The sequence below is a fragment of the Cohnella fermenti genome (genome assembly GCF_004801405.1).
Classification (GTDB): Bacteria; Bacillota; Bacilli; order Paenibacillales; family Paenibacillaceae; genus Cohnella; species Cohnella fermenti.
Genome location: NZ_SSOB01000034.1, coordinates 16,161 through 35,490, shown reverse-complemented (window position 1 = coordinate 35,490; position 19,330 = coordinate 16,161). Strand labels below are relative to the sequence as shown.

Annotated in this window: 14 protein-coding genes; 11 read left to right on the top strand and 3 right to left on the bottom strand. The window is 60.9% G+C overall.

Features of this window, described 5'->3' with window-relative positions:
- Window positions 1–49: 49 nt before the first annotated feature.
- Window positions 50–1,036, bottom strand: a complete 987-nt coding sequence (locus tag E6C55_RS22810; RefSeq protein WP_136372129.1) for a lipoate--protein ligase — start codon at window positions 1,034–1,036, stop codon at window positions 50–52.
- Window positions 1,037–1,218: 182 nt separating this feature from the next.
- On the opposite strand from E6C55_RS22810, the gene E6C55_RS22805 reads away from it, so the two are divergent.
- The 8 genes from E6C55_RS22805 to E6C55_RS22770 all read left to right on the top strand — a co-directional run bounded on the left by E6C55_RS22805 (window position 1,219) and on the right by E6C55_RS22770 (window position 9,246).
- Window positions 1,219–1,830 carry an ArsR/SmtB family transcription factor gene (locus E6C55_RS22805; RefSeq protein WP_230986818.1) on the top strand — a complete coding sequence of 204 codons (612 nt, stop codon included), beginning with the start codon at window positions 1,219–1,221 and terminating at the stop codon, window positions 1,828–1,830.
- Window positions 1,827–2,087, top strand: coding sequence for a hypothetical protein (locus E6C55_RS22800; RefSeq protein WP_136372128.1), 261 nt, complete (start codon window positions 1,827–1,829; stop codon window positions 2,085–2,087). The genes E6C55_RS22805 and E6C55_RS22800 overlap by 4 nt, the downstream gene beginning before the upstream one ends.
- 29 nt (window positions 2,088–2,116) lie before the next feature.
- Window positions 2,117–2,692 (top strand): ATP-dependent Clp endopeptidase proteolytic subunit ClpP, encoded by a 576-nt coding sequence (gene clpP / locus E6C55_RS22795; RefSeq protein WP_136372127.1) that lies wholly within the window; start codon window positions 2,117–2,119, stop codon window positions 2,690–2,692.
- A gap of 166 nt (window positions 2,693–2,858) precedes the next feature.
- A complete protein-coding gene (locus E6C55_RS22790; RefSeq protein WP_136372126.1) occupies window positions 2,859–4,604 on the top strand; it encodes an ABC transporter ATP-binding protein in 1,746 nt (581 codons plus the stop codon).
- Window positions 4,601–6,502, top strand: coding sequence for an ABC transporter ATP-binding protein (locus tag E6C55_RS22785; RefSeq protein ID WP_136372125.1), 1,902 nt, complete (start codon window positions 4,601–4,603; stop codon window positions 6,500–6,502). The genes E6C55_RS22790 and E6C55_RS22785 overlap by 4 nt, the downstream gene beginning before the upstream one ends.
- A gap of 109 nt (window positions 6,503–6,611) precedes the next feature.
- Window positions 6,612–7,415, top strand: coding sequence for a hypothetical protein (locus tag E6C55_RS22780; protein WP_136372124.1), 804 nt, complete (start codon window positions 6,612–6,614; stop codon window positions 7,413–7,415).
- Window positions 7,416–7,618: 203 nt separating this feature from the next.
- Complete coding sequence (locus tag E6C55_RS22775) at window positions 7,619–8,257, top strand: bifunctional 4-hydroxy-2-oxoglutarate aldolase/2-dehydro-3-deoxy-phosphogluconate aldolase (RefSeq protein WP_136372123.1); 639 nt, start codon at window positions 7,619–7,621, stop codon at window positions 8,255–8,257.
- Window positions 8,254–9,246: a sugar kinase gene (locus tag E6C55_RS22770; RefSeq protein WP_136372122.1), complete on the top strand. Its 993-nt coding sequence runs from the start codon at window positions 8,254–8,256 to the stop codon at window positions 9,244–9,246. The genes E6C55_RS22775 and E6C55_RS22770 overlap by 4 nt, the downstream gene beginning before the upstream one ends.
- 219 nt (window positions 9,247–9,465) lie before the next feature.
- Here E6C55_RS22770 and E6C55_RS22765 read toward each other — a convergent pair whose 3' ends face one another.
- Together E6C55_RS22765 and E6C55_RS22760 are read right to left on the bottom strand one after the other, a co-directional pair.
- Window positions 9,466–10,311 carry a transposase gene (locus E6C55_RS22765; RefSeq protein WP_168735821.1) on the bottom strand — a complete coding sequence of 282 codons (846 nt, stop codon included), beginning with the start codon at window positions 10,309–10,311 and terminating at the stop codon, window positions 9,466–9,468.
- A gap of 359 nt (window positions 10,312–10,670) precedes the next feature.
- The gene (locus E6C55_RS22760) at window positions 10,671–11,492 is read right to left on the bottom strand and encodes an AraC family transcriptional regulator (protein WP_136372120.1); all 822 of its coding nucleotides are present in this window, start codon (window positions 11,490–11,492) and stop codon (window positions 10,671–10,673) included.
- A gap of 129 nt (window positions 11,493–11,621) precedes the next feature.
- On the opposite strand from E6C55_RS22760, the gene E6C55_RS22755 reads away from it, so the two are divergent.
- The 3 genes from E6C55_RS22755 to E6C55_RS22745 are packed head-to-tail and all read left to right on the top strand — an operon-like array spanning window position 11,622 to window position 19,294.
- On the top strand, window positions 11,622–13,664 hold the full coding sequence (locus E6C55_RS22755; RefSeq protein ID WP_136372119.1) for a beta-galactosidase: 2,043 nt from the start codon (window positions 11,622–11,624) through the stop codon (window positions 13,662–13,664).
- 4 nt (window positions 13,665–13,668) lie between these two features.
- Window positions 13,669–16,074, top strand: coding sequence for a glycoside hydrolase family 95 protein (locus E6C55_RS22750; RefSeq protein ID WP_136372118.1), 2,406 nt, complete (start codon window positions 13,669–13,671; stop codon window positions 16,072–16,074).
- A gap of 46 nt (window positions 16,075–16,120) precedes the next feature.
- A complete protein-coding gene (locus E6C55_RS22745) occupies window positions 16,121–19,294 on the top strand; it encodes a glycoside hydrolase family 2 TIM barrel-domain containing protein (RefSeq protein ID WP_136372117.1) in 3,174 nt (1,057 codons plus the stop codon).
- Window positions 19,295–19,330: the final 36 nt, after the last annotated feature.

The following is a 19,330-nucleotide window of genomic DNA, read 5'->3' as shown; positions in this document are numbered from 1 at the left end:
TCGTATCTCCTCCTTGGTAGATGTATGCAGGCCCGCACAACCTCCGGTACTACAGCAGCAACGAGAGCCATTCCTCCCGGTCGACGGGGCCGAAGTAGAACGTCAGATCGATGCCGGAGATCGCTTGCTCGATCGCCTCGCGATCATACCGGACGCCGACCAGCTTGTCCGTCACGTCCGTCACTTCGCCGCGGCCGAAGAAGTCGCCATAGATGGAAGCGCCGCGAATCTCCCCTTTGGCCACATCAAGCCTCACGTCGAACAGTCCCGCCGCGAGTTTGCTCACATTCTGCACGTTGAAGGCCGGGGACTCTCCATAGTTCCAGTCCCAGTTGCGGTACCGCTCGTCGGCGAGCTTGCGCACCCCGTCCCAGTCCGCTTCCGTCAGCTCGTACCGCTCGATCGGCTTGCCCTCGAAGATCGATTCGAGCACGAATTGCTTAAACTGCTCGATCGTCATCGGCTCCTTCAGGAACTCCGCGATGTTGGCGACCCGGCTGCGCACCGACTTCGTCGCCTTCGATTCGAACTTGAGCGGGTTGACCTTAAGCGCCGCGGCGACATTCTCCATGCGGGAATCGAACAGCAGAGTGCCGTGACTGAACATGCGGCCGCGGGTGGAGAATTGGGCGTTGCCGGAGATCTTGCGCTCTCCGACCTGCAGGTCGTTGCGCCCGCTCAGCTCGGCGTCGACCCCCAGCTTGCGCAGCGCGCCGACAACCGGCTGGGTGAACTTCATAAAGTTATGGAACGACTCGCCGTCATCCCGGGTAATGAAGCTGAAGTTCAGGTTGCCCAGGTCGTGGTAGACGGCGCCGCCGCCGCTCAGCCTTCGGACGACATGAATGCCATGCTCCCGCAGATACTCGGAGTTGACCTCCTCCGCCGTATTCTGGTTTTTGCCGATAATGATGGACGGTTCGTTAATGTAGAACAGAAGGTAATCATTCTCCGCAGGCAGCTTCCGCAAAATATATTCTTCCAGCGCCAGATTAAGAGAGGGGTCGTGCCCATTGCCGTTATCGACGAATAACACCGCGCAGCTTCCTCCTTTTATTCACTTCAGGTTTATTTTACTTCAGGTCGGCGGGGAGAACAAATTCCGTCGCTTCTCTCCGCTGTTTCACTTGGCACACTTCCTCCACACCTCTTGACTTTCGTTTAAGATCGCAATAGAATGAATTTACGTAAAAAATAATTTTTATGGTGATGGTTGGCATGATGAAGAATGGCCCGGAACCTATCGTGGACGTGTACCGGCTGGAGACCCCGGAGCAGGCGCTGGCGCTGCTGAATCCGATGCGGGCGTTGATGCTGCAACTGCTCGCGGAACCGTCGTCCGCCTCGGAGCTCGGCAGGCAGATGGGCGAGGCGCCGCAGAAGCTGAATTACCACCTGAAGATTCTCGAGAAGGTCGCTCTTATTCGGCGGAGCGGCACCCGCCAGGTGAAGAATCTGATCGAGGTGCTCTATCAGGCGATCGCGAGGTCCTATGTCATTCCGGATTCGTTCGGATGGTCCGAGGACTTGACGAAGCGAATGAAGGATCAAGGGACGCTGCGGCAGTTGGTGAACGCGGCCGAGCAGATTCGCATCGACGCGCTGAGGCTGATGGAGGCTTCCGACGACAACGCCGAGGTGCCGAGCGCCGTGCTAGAGGCGCACCTGAGCCTTCCGGACGCGTTGACGCGCGAGCGGTTCCTTGCCGATTACGCGGCTGCGGTGCGCGCCGTGGTGAAGAAGTATGAAGCGAAGGACGGAGCGGAGGGCGGCTTCAAGGCTATTCTGGCCGTCTACCCCCAATTGGACCAAGGAGGAAGCAAGCCATGAGCGAGAATGCGGTTGAACGGGAGAAGAAGCCGGAGAAGCAAGAGGCTGGCGAGCGGGAAGTCGAGACGGTGCAAGCGGACGTTCGTCCGATCCTGATCTGGGATTCGGAAGCGACGTTCTCCGTTATTCCGCTTGGGGAGCGGGGGCAGCTTGAGGCGCCGAAGCTGCGCGTGTTCACCTCCGGGTTCGGGCAGTCTGCCGCATGGAGAAGCAAGCCGGGCAGCGGACCGAGCGCAAGCGCGCGCTGCGCCGCGTAACTACTAAGCATACAAGGAGGGGTTGGAAAATGAGCTTCGTGCCCTACGTCGTCGAACAATCGAATCGCGGAGAGCGGTCGTACGACATTTACTCGCGCTTGCTGAAGGATCGAATTATCATTCTCGGATCGCCGATCGACGATAACGTCGCGAATGCGATCATTGCGCAACTGCTCTTCCTGGCCGCGGACGATCCGGAGAAGGACATCAGCCTGTATATCCAATCGCCGGGAGGTTCGGTGTCGGCCGCCTTCGCCATCTACGACACGATGCACTTCATCAAGCCCGACGTCTCGACGATCTGCGTCGGCATCGCGGCTTCGGCGGCATCCTTCCTGCTGCTGTCGGGTGCGAAGGGCAAGCGGTTCGCGCTGCCGAACAGCGAGGTAATGATCCACCAGCCGCTCGGCGGGGCCCAGGGGCAGGCGAGCGATATCGAGATTCGCGCCCGCCACATCCTGAAGACGCGCGATCGGCTGAATCGGATCATGTCGGAGCGGACGGGACAGCCGATCGAGAAGATCGAGAAGGATTCCGACCGGGACAACTTCATGACGGCGGAAGAAGCGCTGGCGTACGGGATCATCGACAAGATTCTGGAGTAGATTCGAAGGAGGGGCCCGGCTTGGCAACGAGCTTGGCCCTGTTTTTTTGACGTTTGCCTCGATCGTCCGCATGATGAAGGAGGAATCCGTTCATATTGAGTTCATAATTGCGGCTTATCCTAGTTGACTAGGGCTCTATATACATACAAAAGGAGAGCGTGAACGGATGGTTAAGTTATTCAAGTTCTTGAAGCCTTATCGCTGGGGCGTGGCGCTTGTGATGGCGCTTGTGCTCCTCCAGTCGTTGTCGGAGCTGTATCTGCCGACCTTGATGGCCGACATCGTCAACAAGGGCGTCATCGGAGAGGATCAAGCCTATATCTGGCGAATGGGCGGATACATGCTGCTCGTCACGCTCGGAGGAACGGCGTTCTCGGTTCTGGCGAGTTATTATTCGTCCCGCATCTCGGCGGGCTTCGGCCGGATCGTGCGCGGGAAGGTGTTCGAACACACGACGAATTTCTCGTTGCAGGAATTCGACAAGCTCGGCACCGCATCGCTCATCACCCGCACGACCAACGACATCAACCAGGTGCAGCAAGTGCTTATCATGATGATGCGGTTGATGATCATGGCGCCGATGATGTGTATCGGCGGATTGATCATGGCGCTGTCCAAGGATGCCAAGCTGACGCTTGTGCTGGCGGTCGCCATTCCGATTCTTGCGGTTACGATTCTGCTTATCTCGCGCAAGGGGCTGCCTCTGTTCCGCGTTATCCAGAAGCGGCTCGACAAGCTGAACCTTGTGCTCCGCGAAGGCTTGACCGGCATTCGCGTCATTCGTTCGTTTAATCGGCTGGAGCATGAGCAGAACCGGTTTGTCGCCGCGAACGAGGACCTGACCGCGACTTCGATCAAGGTCAACCAGATCATGGCGTTCTTGATGCCGCTGATGATGCTGATCATGAACTTCGCGTCGCTGGCGATCATCTGGTTCGGCGGCATTCGGATCAGCCACGGTCACATGCAGATCGGGGACCTGATGGCGTTCCTTCAATACGCCATGCAGATCATGTTCTCGCTGCTGATGCTGTCGATGATGTTCGTCATGGTGCCGCGCGCATCGGCTTCCGCCGTGCGCATCAACGAGGTTATGTCGCAGGAGGCGGTCATCCGCGATACGGCTGCTTCGCGGACCGGGGCTGCCAAGAACGGCGGCCGGAGCGGCTTCGGCGGCGTCGAATTCGACAACGTGACGTTCAGCTACCCCGGAGCCGAGCAGCCGGCGGTCAGCGGAATTACGTTCCGGGCGCTCCCCGGCGAAGTGACGGCGATCATCGGCGGCACGGGATCGGGGAAGTCGTCCATCGTCAACCTGATTCCGCGCTTCTACGACGTGGACTCCGGCAGCATTCGGATCGACGGCCGCGACGTGCGCGAGTATACGCAGGAGCAGCTTCGCGCCAAGATCGGCCTCGTTCCGCAGAAGGCGGTGCTCTTCTCGGGAACGATCACGGAGAACATTCGCTTCGGCAAGGACGACGCGACGGACGAGGAGATCCGGCGCGCGGCGGAGATTGCGCAGGCGGCCGACTTCATCGGCGAGATGCAGGAGGGGTTCGACTCGCGCATCGCCCAAGGAGGGCTTAACGTCTCCGGCGGCCAGAAGCAGCGGCTCTCGATCGCCCGGGCGCTTGTCCGCAAGCCGGACATCTACCTGTTCGACGACAGCTTCTCGGCGCTCGACTACAAGACGGACGCCAAGCTGCGGGCGGCGCTCCGTTCCGAGACGACGAACGCCGCGGTGCTGATCGTCGCCCAGCGGGTCAGCACGATTATGGATGCGGACCGAATTCTTGTGCTCGAAGAGGGACGCATCGTCGGGAACGGCACGCATAAGGAATTGATGCAGAGCAGCGAGGTCTATCGGGAGATCGTCGCTTCGCAACTGACGGAGGAGGAGATCGCATGAGCGCCCAAGACAAACGTCCTCCCGGAGGCGGCCCAGGCAGAGGCCCGGGCGGCCCAGGCGGTCCGGGCTTCGGCCCGCCGGGAATGATGATGCCGGCTCAGAAGGCGAAGAACTTCAAGGGTTCGTTCCGCCGCCTTCTCGGCTATTTGCGTCCTTATCGCTTCAAGCTGCTTGCCGTCCTCCTGACGGCAATTCTCAGCACCGTCTTCTCCATCTTGAGCCCGAAGATTCTCGGTCACGCTACCGATAAGCTGTTCAATGGAATCATGGCCAAGCTGAACGGCGAGGCCGGAGCGAGCATCGACTTCGCGGGCATCTGGCAGATCGTCGTGCTGCTGGCGGGATTGTACGTCGTCAGTTCGCTGTTCAGCTACGTGCAGCAGTTCCTGATGGCCGGCGTCGCGCAGCGGACCGTGTACAGCCTTCGCAACGAGGTGAGCGCGAAGCTGAACCGGCTGCCGCTCAAGTACTTCGACACGAAGACGCACGGAGAGATTCTGAGCCGTGTCGTGAACGACGTCGATAACATTGCGAACACGCTGCAGCAGAGCTTGACCCAGATGATCACGTCGCTCGTCACCCTGATCGGAATTATCGTCATGATGCTCACGATCAGCCCTGTCCTGACGATCATTCTTGTCCTGACGCTGCCGCTCAGCTTCCTCGTGATCAAGGCGGTCGCGGGGAGATCGCAAGTGTACTTCAAGAAGCAGCAGGAAGAGCTCGGCCGATTGAACGGGCACGTCGAGGAGATGTACACCGGCCACTCGATCGTCAAGGCGTTCGGCCGTGAAGAGAAGTCGAAGGCGGCGTTCGGAGAGATCAACGAACGGCTGTATCATGCCGGCTGGCGGGCGCAATTCGTCTCGGGCGTCATCATGCCGCTGATGAGCTTCATCGGCAATATCGGCTATGTCGCGATCAGCGTCGTAGGCGGCATTCTCGTAACGAAACGCTCGATTACGGTGGGCGACATCCAGGCGTTTATCCAATACGCTCGGCAATTCACAATGCCGATCACCCAAACCGCGAACATCGCGAACATCATCCAATCGACGATCGCGTCGGCGGAGCGGGTGTTTGAACTGCTCGACGAAGAAGAAGAACGCCCCGAGGAGCAAGGCCGCTTGAAGTCGTCCGACGTTCACGGCGACGTTCGCTTCGATCGGGTGCGGTTCAGCTATAAGGCCGAGGAGCCGCTGATCGACAACCTGAGCATCGACGTGCGGAGCGGGCAGACGGTTGCGATCGTCGGGCCGACGGGAGCGGGCAAGACGACGCTCGTCAACCTTCTGATGCGATTCTACGAAGTATCGGACGGCTCGATTGCGATCGACGGGAACGATATCTCGAAGCTGAAGAGGGGCGACCTGCGCAGCCTGTTCGGCATGGTGCTGCAGGACACATGGCTGTTCAACGGAACGATCCGGGACAATATCGCTTACGGACGGGAAGGGGCGACGGAAGAGGAGGTCGTGCAAGCGGCTCGGGCGGCGTATGCCGATCACTTCATTCGGACGCTGCCGGACGGTTACGACACGGTGCTGAACGAGGAGGCGTCCAACCTCTCGCAGGGCCAGAAGCAGTTGCTCACAATCGCTCGTGCGATTCTCGCCGATCCGGCGATCTTGATTCTCGACGAAGCGACGAGCAGCGTCGATACGCGAACCGAGATCCACATCCAGCAGGCGATGAATCGGCTGATGGAAGGACGAACGAGCTTCGTCATCGCCCACCGCCTCTCGACGATTCGCGACGCCGACCGGATTCTCGTCATGAACAAGGGGACCGTCATCGAGCAAGGCACCCACGAGGAACTGCTGGCGCAAGGCGGGTTCTACGCGGAGCTGTACAACAGCCAATTCTCCAGCGGCGCTGCCGTGAGCGCGACTTCTTAGGAGCGCTGACCGCCCGTTTTTTAGCTGGGGCTAAGCCATTATTCATCGTCCGTTCATATTCTCGTGGTACCTTCCCTTATAGTTGGAACTATGGGAGGAAGATTAACCTATGACGATCAGAAAATGGAACCTAGCCCTCAGCGGAGCACTTGCAATCGCCCTGCTCTCCGGCTGCGGCTCGAACAATTCCGGTACGCAGGCGGCTTCGGGAGCGCAGACGGAAGCCAGCGGCGGTGCCGCACAGGGCGAGCAAGGCCAAGGCGGTGCGGGCGGCGGCTTCGGGGGCGGCATGGTGGACGAGAACGGCAATGCCGCCAGCCTGATCGGCAAGATCAAGAGCGTGAACGGCAACACGATTACGGTTTATAAGTCAAGCATCGACCCGAGTCAGATGGGCGGCGGCATGAGAGGCCAGGGCAACGGCGGTCAAGGCGGCGGCGGTCGCGGCCAAGGCGGCAACGGCGGCCAGGATGCCAACGGAGGCAACGGCGGGCAAGCTCCGGCAGACGGACAAGCTCCGGCGGATGGACAAGCCCCCGCAGACGGGCAGCAGCCGCCCAGCGGAGCGCCGTCCGGCGACGGCAATGGCGAAGGCCGCCCGCAAGGCGGCGGGATGGAGAACATGTTCACGGAGGAGACGGTCGATATTACCGTCACCGACGCAACCGTCGTTCAGAAGACATCGTTCGAGAACAACGAGATGACGTCGACCGACGTCGCCCTCTCTGACCTCAAGGCGGACGACGTGTTGACGATCTGGCTGACCGATGGCACGCAGGAAGCGACGAAGATCACGCTCGGCGGCATGGGCGGCATGGGCGGCGGTATGAGAGGTCAAGGCGGCGGCCAAGGCACCCAAGGCCAAACGGATGGCCAGGCTCCGGCGGCCAGCGCCCAGTCGACCCAATCATAAGCTTAAGCGAGCCCCCTCCTCTGACCGAGGAGCGGGGTTTTCGTTCGGTGTACTGTTGCGTCAAACGGAGCTATTTATTCTGTCGGATTTACGGAATACAATGAGAGTGGTAAACTGGTGAACGAAGGCTCGATAAGGCGATCATAGGCGACAAACAGAGGGTCAAGCTTCAGAGGCTTGGTCGAAAGGGGTAGCGGGAATTCATGTCCAACGATTTATTGCAAGCTCTATCCGATGAGAAGATCGTCGCGATCATTCGCGGCATCTCCGCCGAATCCGGCGATGCGACGGCGGAAGCGCTGTACGAAGGCGGCATCGTGTTCCTTGAAGTTACTCTGAACACGGACGGCGCGCTCGGCATGATCTCCCGCTTCAAGGAGAAGTACGAAGGGCGCATGAGAATCGGCGCCGGAACCGTGCTTGATATCGGTCAAGCCAAGGAAGCGGTTGCTGCGGGAGCGGAATATATCATCTCTCCTAACCTGGACGAAGAAGTTATCTACTACGGCGTCGAGCAAGGCATCGAAGTATGGCCGGGCACGATGACGCCGAGCGAGATCGTTCGTGCGTACAAGGCGGGCGCTTCGGCGGTCAAGGTGTTCCCAATGGGCGCACTCGGCGTCAACTACCTGAAGGAAGTTCGCGGTCCTCTGAACCATATCCCGATGGTGGCGACGGGCGGAGTCAACCTGTCCAACATCAACAATGTGCTCGACGCGGGCGCAATCGCGGTCGGCCTCGGCGGCAACCTGGTGGACAAGCAACTCGTGAAGGACGGCAAGTTCGACGAGTTGACCAAGCTTGCCCAAGCGTTCGTGGCGGAGGTTAAGGGAGCCAAATGACGACCTCCAACGGAGCGCGCATCGATGTCGTGACGATCGGGGAGAGCATGATCCTGCTGCAGCCGATGAGCGAAGGCCCGCTCGCTTACGCCCCGCTCTTCACGCGATCGATTGCGGGCGCGGAGTCCAACGTGGCGATCGGCCTCTCGCGGCTCGGCCTGAAGGTGCGCTGGATCAGCCGGGTCGGCAATGACCCGTTCGGCGATCTTATTCTGTCGACGCTGGCGGGCGAAGGCGTGGACATCGGCCAGGCCGAGAGGGACGCCGCTTATCCGACTGCGGTTTACTTCAAGGAATTCAAAGGCTACGGCGATCCGAACGTCTATTATTATCGCAAGGGCTCGGCGGCCAGCACACTCTCGGCGTCCCACGTGAAGAGCGATTGGTTCGAAGGCGCCGGTCACCTGCACGTAACCGGCATTACCCCCGCGCTCGGCGAAGGCACGGCAGATGCGGTGAGGGCCGCGATGACCGAAGCCCGCAGGCAGGGCCTGACCGTCTCGTTCGACCCGAACCTGCGCCGCAAGCTGTGGAGCGAAGAGAAGGCGCGCGAGACGCTGCTCTCTCTCATCCCGCTGTGCGACATCTTCATGCCGGGGCTGGAGGAAGCGGAATTCCTCGTCGGCGAGATGACGGAAGAAGGCTACGGCGCCCACTTCCTGTCGCTCGGCGCGAAGGCCGTCGTGTTGAAGCTCGGCGAAGCCGGCTCGATCGGCTTCACGCCGCGTGCTGCTTATCGGGCCAAGCCGAACCCGGTCAAGCACGTGGTGGACACGGTAGGCGCGGGCGATGCGTTCGCCGCCGGCTTCCTGTCCTCCTGGCTGAAGCACGACCCGAAGGGCGAAGACGGCGAGCGGCTCCAGCACGCCCTTGGCCGTGCGAACCTGATGGGGGCGCTCGCGACCCAATACAAGGGCGACTGGGAAGGGCTGCCGAAGCTGGCCGAAGTCGATCGGCTCCTGTCCGGCGGCAAGGAGACAACAAGATAAATTCATCACGGAAGAAGTTGGGCCATGAAGAAGCTGGGCGCGAGGGAGAACCTCGCGCTCTTTCTTTTGCATGGCGGCTCCCAAGTGGGATTACCCGTTCGAATCGATTATGCCTCTTCTCCCATTCGCTCAGTATTCGAATTAACTCAGCCTCCGAGCTGACCCAGTATTCGAATTGCGGAATTATTCGGAATACGAATAGACCACGAGCCGCATTTGTTATGCTGCAGACCGGGAGGAGCAAGCGTGAACTATATGCAGAAGGGCGTTGCAGCCGTCTCGAGTCGAGTTGTAGCGAAAGGTGAATTCGGCTAAATATTTGAACAGGTGCCGTGGATGCACGCCATGATAGGAATCATTTATTCGCTTAAAGCCCGCCTTGATCACGGAGGCCAGAGTCGGGCACTTGCGCTTGGTTAAAAAGCGGGAACAATGAACGGGATTCCCTTGACTGATCGGGTCGGAGGCGAAGTGAAGCTCCTTAAATAGATCGACGTCTAGGGGGTCCATCCAACGTTCATTCATTCGTTCCCGGGGAATTTCCATGATGACAAGCTTCTCAGAGTGGTCGGAGTCATCGCAAGCAAGCCCGACTGCCAAAGGCTGTTGGGTCGGGGCTAAATCGAATGAACCGCATAGTTCCCGGCCCCATAAGGCCAACCCGGCTTCGATGCGTCCGGCGAGCTTATCCGTCTGCCAAGCGCTTAAACATTGACGAATCTTGTTCAACATGGCATACGCCGTCTTGTAGGTGACGCGGACGAGCTTGGACAATTGGACGGCGTTGATGCCGACCGAAGGATCGCCTACCCTCCTCATGGCATAGAGCCACTTGGAAAGAAGGGTGCGCGTTCCTTCGAGAACGGTGCCGGAGGTGACGGAAGTCTGAAGGTGGCAACGGGCACACTCGAAGAGAGGCAGGCGACGGGTTGAGATGGTGTATGCCTCGCGGCAACCGCAATCCGGGCATCGGAACCCGTCGGGCCATCTGCAGCGCAGGAAAAAGTCCAGGCAAGCCTCTTCTCCGCCTTGAGCCAGCAAGAACGATTCATACGACTCAACCATTTCCATTCCTCCTCGAAAAGAGAACGTTTGTTCTCTTTTATAATAACATTTTTATGGGAAAATGCAAGGCTGAGCGAGGAAAAAAAGGATTCGACCGACGCGTACTGAACGAAAGGGAGAGGCGTGCTAATTGAAAATTAGGGGGTGCGGCGGAGTGGTTTTGGGAGAAATTGGGTAATTTGTCGAATGGGGCGAATTAGGTGGATTGGACGAATTGGACGAAAACGAATTGAACGAATTGGGCGAACCGGATAAATTGGCTGAAACGGGGGAATTGGGGCGGAATGGGCGGTCGGTGGCGGGGGAATACAAGCTGTCCGATTGTTGGGCGAGAAGGGCCGCATGATCTCGCCTCACCCTCATCCATACAAGCGCCGGAATTGCTCCGGAGGGATGCCCGTCTTGCGTCGGAAGGTGGCCACGAAGTGGCTGGCATCGCGGAAGCCGACGTATTCGGCGATCTGCTTGACCGGGGTGGCGGGCTGGTTGATGAGCAGTTCCTTCGCCTTGCGCAGGCGGAGCTGGATGAGGTAGACGTAAGGCGAGACGCCGAATGTGCCGCGGAAAAGTACGTTCAGCGAGCTGACGGGCATGTTCAGCACGTCCGACATCTCGGCGAGACCGACGTCGGCGTTCGCATAGCTGCGCTCCATCCACTCCAGCAGGGGGCGCAGCTTCTCCGAGCTGCGAACTCTTGCGGAGGGGCTGTCCGGCGAGCCGTAGTGGCGAAGCGTAATAAGGAAGCGATAAGCTTCCGCCGAGGCGGTGAGGCCGAACAGGTCGGCGTCCTCCTCCAGCCGGTCGAGCATCCCTTCAAGCAGGTGGCTCATCGGCGAGTCGTTCTCCCAGTGCATCGGCACGGGCTCGAGCAGATTCAGCGATTGCAGCAGTTCCGGAGCGTTCGGCCCGCCGAACGTCAGATAAGCGGTGTCCCAATGGTCGCCGCGAGTCTCGTAGGTATGCGGCACGCCGGGCTGCACAAGGATGCCGCTGTTGGCGGGAAGGGCGTAGGCGCGATCGCCGATGCGGAAGACGCCTTCCCCACGGATCGTCTGCAGCCAATGATAATAAGGGTAGCCTTCGCTTCGCACCATTTTGTCCGCTTCCTTCGCTGCCCCGACCGTCTCGACGAACAGGGGAAGCGCATGCTCCTGGCCGTTCGTCAGCACGAATCTCCTCATTTTGCCTCAGACTCCTCTGTCATATTCTTATATACGCTTGCTAGATGTTTATATTTTACCGTACTCCTACTTGGATTAATATAGGGATATCCTTATATTAAACTTTAATCCAGCGAAGGAGCTTGCCATATGATAAATGAGAAGTTGCCGAAAATCTGGTACGGCGGGGACTACAATCCGGAGCAATGGGAAGCGGATACATGGGCGGAGGACGACCGTCTGTTCAAGCTCGCGGGCATCGATGTCGCGACGATCAATGTGTTCTCTTGGGCGCTGAGCCAGCCGAGCGAGGACGAGTACAACTTCGAATGGCTCGACGAGACAATCGAGCGGCTTCATAAGAATGGCGTCGGCGTCTGCCTGGCGACGAGCACCGGCGCGCATCCGGCCTGGATGGCGAAGAAGTATCCGGAAGTGACTCGCGTCGATTACAACGGCCGCAAGCGCAAGTTCGGCGGTCGCCATAATTCGTGTCCGAACAGTCCGGTGTTCCGCAAGTACTCCGTTCGCATCGCCGAGAAGCTGGCGGAACGCTATAAGGATCATCCGGCGTTGCTTATCTGGCACGTCTCGAACGAATACGGCGGCTATTGCTATTGCGACAACTGCGCCGAGGCGTTCCGCGTCTGGCTGCAGAAGCGCTACGGTTCGATCGACGCCGTGAACAAGGCGTGGAACACGCGCTTCTGGGGCCATACGTTCTACGATTGGGACGAGATCGTTCCTCCGAACGCGCTGTCCGAGGAATGGGACGGCAGCCGCACGAACTTCCAGGGCATCTCTCTCGACTACCGTCGCTTCCAATCGGCGAGCCTGCTGGACTGCTACCGTCTCGAATACGATGCGCTCAAGAAGCATACGCCGGACGTGCCGGTCACGACGAATCTGATGGGCTTCTATCCGGAGCTCGACTACTTCGAATGGGCGAAGCATATGGACGTCGTCTCTTGGGACAACTATCCGTCGCTTGATACGCCGATCAGTCTGACGGCGATGACGCACGATCTGATGCGCGGCTTGAAGCAAGGCCAACCGTTTATGCTGATGGAGCAGACGCCGAGCCAACAGAACTGGCAGGCTTACAATTCCTTGAAGCGCCCGGGCGTCATGCGGCTGTGGAGCTACCAGGCCGTCGCCCGCGGAGCGGATACGGTCATGTTCTTCCAGCTTCGCCGCTCGGTCGGTGCCTGCGAGAAGTACCACGGCGCGGTCATCGAGCATGTCGGGCATGAGCATACGCGCGTGTTCCGCGAAAGCGCCGAGCTCGGCCGCGAGCTGCAGCAGCTCGGCGACCGGCTGCTCGATTCCCGCCCGAATGCCCGCGTCGCGCTCGTCTACGACTGGGAGAACCGCTGGGCGACGGACCTGACGAGCGGCCCGACGGTCGCGCTCAAGTATCAGGACGAAGTGCACAAGTATTACGACGCGCTGTTCAAGCTTGGCATCCAAGCGGATATGATCGGCGTCGAGACCGATCTCTCCGGCTACGATATCGTCATTGCGCCGGTTCTGTACATGGTGAAGACGGGGTATGCGCAGAAGGTCGAGAAGTTCGTCGAAGCGGGCGGCACGTTCGTGACGACGTTCTTCAGCGGCATCGTGAACGAGAACGATCTCGTGACGCTCGGCGGTTATCCGGGCGAGCTGCGCAAGGTGCTCGGCATCTGGGCGGAGGAGATCGACGCGCTGTTCCCGGGCGTGACGAACCAGGTCGTCATGAGCGGCGAACGCGGCTCGCTTAGCGGCACGTACGAGTGCGGCCTGCTGTGCGACCTGATCCATTCCGAAGGCGCGGAAGTGCTCGCGACCTACGGCTCCGACTTCTACAAGGGAATGCCGGCGCTGACGGTGAACAAGTTCGGCCAAGGCGAAGCTTGGTACGTGGCGACAAGTCCGGACAAGCGCTTCATGGAGCACTTCCTGAAGAACCTGTGCGAGAGCAAGGGGATCAAGCCGCTTGCGAACGTTCCCGCCGGCGTTGAGGCGGCGGAGCGGATCAAGGGAGACAAGTCGTTCCTGTTCCTCTTGAACCACAATGCCGAGGGTGCCGCGGTGGAACTGGCCGAAGGCGCGGGCGGTGTCGAGCTGCTGAGCGGGGAGGCGGCTTCCGGTTCCGTCACCGTTCCGGCGAGAGGCGTGCTTATTATTGAGAGAGAAGGAGCCGTGCGCTAAGCCGATGAGACTCCATTATCGCAAGTCGGCACAGGTTTGGACCGAGGCGCTGCCGGTCGGCAACGGCCGCTTGGGGGCGATGGTCTTCGGAGGCATCGAGACGGAACGGCTGCAACTGAACGAAGACAGTCTCTGGTCCGGCGGCCCGAAGATCGGCACGAACCCGCGGGCCAAGGAGGCGCTGCCGGCGGTTCGCCGCCTGCTCGCCGAGGAGAAGTACGCGGAGGCGGAGGAGCTGTGCCGGCGCGAGATGCTCGGTCCGTATGTGCAGTCGTACCTGCCGCTCGGGGACTTGACGATCGGCTTCGAGCACGGCAACTTCGCGCGTACCCGATATACGCGCGAGCTTGATCTTGCCAATGCGATCGTCAAGGTCGAGTACGACGTCGGCGATGCGACGTATACGCGCGAGATTTGGGCATCGCATCCGGCGCAGGCGATCGTGATCCGGCTGCGCTGCAGCAAGCCGGGCGCGCTGAGCTTCGCCGCGAAGATGGGCAGCCCGCTGCGCTCGCGCACGTCGCTGCTGGAGCTGGGCGGCGAGGGTTCCGCCGCGGGCGCGAATGCCTGCGCGTTCGCCCTGCGCGGCGTCGCGCCGAAGCACGCGGACCCGAACTACTATTCGAGCGGCGCCCCGTTCGTCTATGACGCTCCAGGCGAACAGGAAGGCATGCGCTTCGCAGCGCTGCTCGGCGTTCGGCTGGAAGGAGACCGCGCCAAGGCGGACATCGACGCCGGAGGGCTGTACGTGAGCGAGGCATCCTCCGCGACACTTATTCTGACCGCCGCGACGAGCTTCGGCGGCGCCGACCGCGTGCCGGGACAGACCGGCATCGACGAGGTCGCGCTTGCGGCAGCACCGCTGATCCAGGCGCTCGGGGCACCGGATGAGCACTTGCGCGCCGGTCACGTCGCGGATTACCGGGCGCTGTTCGACCGGGTGAAGCTCAGCCTTGGCGGCGGCGAACGGTCGACAGATCCCGACCTGCCGACCGACGAGCGGATCGAGCGCTTCGGCGCAAGCGACCCTCATCTCGTGGAGCTGCTGTTCAACTATGGCCGTTACCTGATGATTGCCAGCTCGCGGCCTGGCACCCGGCCTGCTAACTTGCAGGGCATCTGGAACGAGATGACCCGTCCGCCGTGGAGCAGCAACTGGACGCTCAACATTAACGCGGAGATGAACTACTGGCCGGCGGAGACGTGCAACCTGGCGGAATGCCACGAGCCGCTGCTGGGCTTCATCGGCGATCTGGCGAAGACCGGCGAGCGAACGGCGGCCGTCAATTACGGCGCGAGAGGCTGGACGGCGCATCATAATTCGGATATCTGGGCACAATCCGAGCCGGTCGGCGCCTTCGGACACGGGGACCCGTCCTGGGCGTTCTGGCCGATGGCCGGGGCGTGGCTGGCGCAGCATCCGTGGGAGCACTATGCCTTCCATCCGGATAAGATCTGGCTTCGGGAGAAGGGCTACCCGCTCATGAAGGGAGCGGCGCTGTTCTGCCTCGATTGGCTGATTGAAGACGAGAACGGTTATCTCGTCACATCGCCGGCGACGTCACCCGAGCATCGGTTCGTGAACCCGAACGATCCGGAAGGTCCGCGAACGAGCCTCAGCATCGCGTCTACGATGGACCTGAGCCTGATCCGGGATCTGTTCGCGAACTGCATCCGGGCGGCCGCCGATCTCGGCATCGACGAGAGCTTCCGCGGCGAGCTGGAGGAGGCGCAAGCGAAGCTGCTCCCGCTGCAGATCGGCAAGTACGGCCAACTGCAGGAGTGGTCGCAGGACTTCGAGGACGAGGATGTTCACCATCGCCATGTGTCCCATCTGTTCGGCGTATACCCCGGCAGAGAGTTGACGGCGGAAGGGACGCCGGAGCTGTTCGAGGCGGCCAGGCGCTCGCTCGAGCGGCGAGGCGACGACGGCACCGGCTGGAGCCTCGGCTGGAAAATCAGCCTCTGGGCCCGGTTCCGCCAAGGAGACCGCTCCTTGCAGCTTATCTCGAAGCTGCTGACGCTTGTTCGTTCGAACAGCGAGAAGCCTGAGGGCGGCGGCGTGTACCCGAACCTGTTCGACGCGCATCCGCCGTTCCAGATCGACGGCAACTTCGCGGCGACGGCGGGCATTGCGGAGATGCTGCTGCAGTCGCATCTTGGCTATCTCGAGCTGCTGCCCGCGCTGCCTGCCGCTTGGCGCAGCGGTTCGATCTCGGGCCTGCGCGCTCGCGGCGGCTTCGAGGTCGACCTGGAGTGGGCGGACGGCAAGCTTGCGCTTGCCCGTATCCTTTCGCTGCTTGGCGGAGCGTTGGAGGTCCGTACAGGGAGCGGCGGCCGCTGGAGCCGGCAGACCGAAGCGGGCTCGGTATACGAGATACGCGAACGGGATTTACGAATGGATGACTAGAGCCGATACGGCTAATCACTTTTAAGAAGCGGAGGCACCGACGACAATGACACGACCCAAATTCAACTACACGCCACCTGCGAACGGGTATCCTGAATGGAACAACAATCCGGAGATTTTCCAACTGAACCGTCTTCCTGCCCATGCCACGATGATCAGCTACGACACCTTGGAGGAAGCGCTTCGCGGCGAACGGGAGAAGTCTCCCTACTATCTGTCGCTGAACGGCACCTGGAAGTTCTCGTGGGCGCGCAATCCGGAGGAGCGGGTTCGGAACTTCTACGAGACGGGCTTCGACACGTCCGGCTGGGACGACATCCCGGTTCCGTCGCATTGGCAGCTTCAGGGCTACGATTACCCGCAGTACACGAACGTGAACTACCCGTGGATTCACCAGGAGGACCTTGTTCCGCCGTTCGCGCCGACGAAGTACAATCCGGTCGGTTCCTATGTCCGCACGTTCGAGGTGCCGAAGGCATGGGCGGGGCAGCCCGTCCGCATCAGCTTCCAGGGCGTCGAATCGGCCTTCTACATCTGGCTGAACGGGGAGCTCGTCGGCTACAGCGAGGATACGTTCACCCCGGCGGAATTCGACCTCACTTCGTACCTGCACGAAGGAACGAACACACTGGCCGTCGAGGTATACCGCTGGTGCGACGCGAGCTGGCTGGAAGACCAGGACTTCTGGCGGATGAGCGGGATTTTCCGCGAGGTGTTCCTGTATTCGTCGAAGCCGACCCGCATCGTTGACTTCTTCGCGCATCCGGAACTGGACGAGGAGCTTCGGAACGGCCGTCTGGGCATCGAGGCGTTGATCGAGGACGAGGCGGAATCGCGCAAGGACGTGTCTGTGCTCGTTCAGCTCTACCGGGACGGAGAAGGCGTGCTGGCGGAACCGCTGGAGCTTCAAGGCCGATTGGGGGAAAAGAAGACCTGCGAGCTGCAAGGAGCGGCAGAGGTGATCGAGCCCCTGAAGTGGAGCGCCGAGCATCCGAATCTGTATACGCTGGTCCTCGCACTTCGCGAGTCCGGCGGCGAGATAACGCAGTGGGTCAGTTGCCGGGTCGGCTTCCGCCGCTTCGCGATCGAAGACGGACTGATGAAGATCAACGGCCAGCGCATCGTGTTCAAGGGGACGAACCGCCACGAGTTCTCCTGCGACACCGGTCGGGCGCTCAGCTACGAGGACATGGTGCGCGACGTCGTGCTGATGAAGCAGCACAACATCAACGCGGTCCGCACGTCGCATTACCCGAACCATCCGAAGTGGTACGAGCTGTGCGACGAATACGGCCTGTACGTCATCGACGAGACGAACCTGGAGACGCACGGGAGCTGGCAGTACGGCCAGGACCAGCACGAGGAAGGCAACACGGTTCCGGGCAGCAAGCCGGAATGGCGGGACAACGTGGTCGACCGCGCCCGCTCGATGCTCGAGCGGGACAAGAACCATCCGGCCATCATCATCTGGTCGCTCGGCAACGAATCGTGGGGCGGAGACAACTTCCTGCATATGCACGACTTCCTGAAGCGGCGCGATCCGTCTCGTGTCATCCATTACGAAGGTGTGTTCCATTGTCGCAAGTCGGAGGCGGCTTCCGAGATCGAGAGCCAGATGTACACGAAGCCGGCGGATATCGAGGCTTATGCGCTCGGGACGGCCGACCCGACCTGGTATGGGGGCGACCGCGAAGGAGGCAAGCCGTTCCTGCTATGCGAATACAGCCATGCGATGGGCAATTCCTGCGGCGGCTTGCACTTGTATACGGAGCTGTTCGACAAGTATCCGATCCTGCAGGGCGGCTTCATCTGGGATTGGGTCGACCAGGCAATCCGCATCAAGGATGAAGACGGCGGCAGCCACATGGCGTACGGCGGCGACTTCGGCGAATCGCCTCACGACGGCAACTTCTGCGGGAACGGACTTATCTTCGCGGATCGTTCCGTCTCTCCGAAGCTGCTGGAAGCGAAGGCCTGCTACCAGAATATCGAATTCTCGACCATCGATCCGGCGAAGGGAACGTTCGAAGCGAAGAACAAGTTCCTGTTCACGAACCTGGACGAATATGACTTCGCATGGACGCTGACGGCGAACGGGGCTGCGGTCGGTTCCGGAAAGCTCGAGATCGGCGCGGCTCCGGGCGAGTCGGCGGCGTTCGACCTGAGCGCGGCTTATAAGGCGGGGGCGGAAGCGGGAGTCGAATACGTGCTTACTCTGTCCGCCGCATTGAAGGAAGGAACGGTCTGGGCGGAAGCCGGACATGAGATCGCCTACGGGCAGTTCGTTCTTCCGGTCGGGAACGCTGCGGGAGCAGCTCCCGTCTCTTCCGTAACGACAAAGGCCGAGCAAGAAGCGGCCCTGACCGTTGAAGCGACGGATGGCGAGTTAATCGTAAGCGGCGGCCGCTTCGCCGCCGGCTTCGACCGGGCGACGGGAGCACTGGCTTCCTATAAGCTCGATGGAACGGAGCTGCTGGAGAGCCCGGTCGAGCCGAACTTCTGGCGGGCATTCACGGATAATGACAAGGGCTACAAGCATCAAGAGCTGTGCGCGACCTGGCGGGATGCCAGCTTAAGCCGCAAGCTCGTCTCCCTCGATTGGAAGGAGGAGGCCGGAGCCGCCATGGTGACGGCGCAGTTCGAGCTTCCGACGGCTCCGTTCGCCTCGTTCTGCCGGGTGACGTACCGGATCGAAGCGGACGGAACGGTTCGGATCGAGCTGAGCCTGGAGCCGGGAGCAGGCCTGCCGGAGATTCCGGAATACGGCGTCCGGCTTGCGCTTCCGCAGTCGTTCGACCGGCTGCGCTGGTACGGCCGCGGTCCGCACGAGAATTATTGGGACCGCAAGGCGAGCGCGAAGCTCGGCCTGTACGCAGGGACGACGGCCGGGCAGGTCGTGCCGTACCTGCGGCCGCAGGAGCACGGCAACAAGACCGACGTTCGCTTCGCCGAAGCGACGAACGCCGCGGGCCTCGGCTTCCGGTTCGAGAGCGAGTCGCCGTTCGAATGGAACGCGCTGCCGTACACGCCGTTCGAGCTGGAGAGTGCCACGCACCATCATCTGCTTCCGCAGACGGAGCATACGGCCGTTCGGGTGAACGGCAAGCAGATGGGAGTCGGCGGCGACGACAGTTGGGGAGCTCCGGTGCACGCGGAGTTCACGCTGCCGGCCGACCGCGGCTACGGGCTCGCGTTCGCGCTGAAGCCGCTGCTTCCGTAACGCCTTGCATAAATCTTCCTCGGACGCGGCAACCTA

Coding starts and splice junctions, on each gene's coding strand:
- E6C55_RS22750 (WP_136372118.1), top strand. CDS start 13,669: ATGAGACTCCATTATCGCAAGTCGGCACAGGTTTGGACCGAGGCGCTG.
- E6C55_RS22780 (WP_136372124.1), top strand. CDS start 6,612: ATGACGATCAGAAAATGGAACCTAGCCCTCAGCGGAGCACTTGCAATC.
- E6C55_RS22790 (WP_136372126.1), top strand. CDS start 2,859: ATGGTTAAGTTATTCAAGTTCTTGAAGCCTTATCGCTGGGGCGTGGCG.
- E6C55_RS22800 (WP_136372128.1), top strand. CDS start 1,827: ATGAGCGAGAATGCGGTTGAACGGGAGAAGAAGCCGGAGAAGCAAGAG.
- E6C55_RS22745 (WP_136372117.1), top strand. CDS start 16,121: ATGACACGACCCAAATTCAACTACACGCCACCTGCGAACGGGTATCCT.
- E6C55_RS22775 (WP_136372123.1), top strand. CDS start 7,619: ATGTCCAACGATTTATTGCAAGCTCTATCCGATGAGAAGATCGTCGCG.
- clpP (WP_136372127.1), top strand. CDS start 2,117: ATGAGCTTCGTGCCCTACGTCGTCGAACAATCGAATCGCGGAGAGCGG.
- E6C55_RS22765 (WP_168735821.1), bottom strand. CDS start 10,311: ATGGTTGAGTCGTATGAATCGTTCTTGCTGGCTCAAGGCGGAGAAGAG.
- E6C55_RS22760 (WP_136372120.1), bottom strand. CDS start 11,492: ATGAGGAGATTCGTGCTGACGAACGGCCAGGAGCATGCGCTTCCCCTG.
- E6C55_RS22755 (WP_136372119.1), top strand. CDS start 11,622: ATGATAAATGAGAAGTTGCCGAAAATCTGGTACGGCGGGGACTACAAT.
- E6C55_RS22805 (WP_230986818.1), top strand. CDS start 1,219: ATGATGAAGAATGGCCCGGAACCTATCGTGGACGTGTACCGGCTGGAG.
- E6C55_RS22785 (WP_136372125.1), top strand. CDS start 4,601: ATGAGCGCCCAAGACAAACGTCCTCCCGGAGGCGGCCCAGGCAGAGGC.
- E6C55_RS22770 (WP_136372122.1), top strand. CDS start 8,254: ATGACGACCTCCAACGGAGCGCGCATCGATGTCGTGACGATCGGGGAG.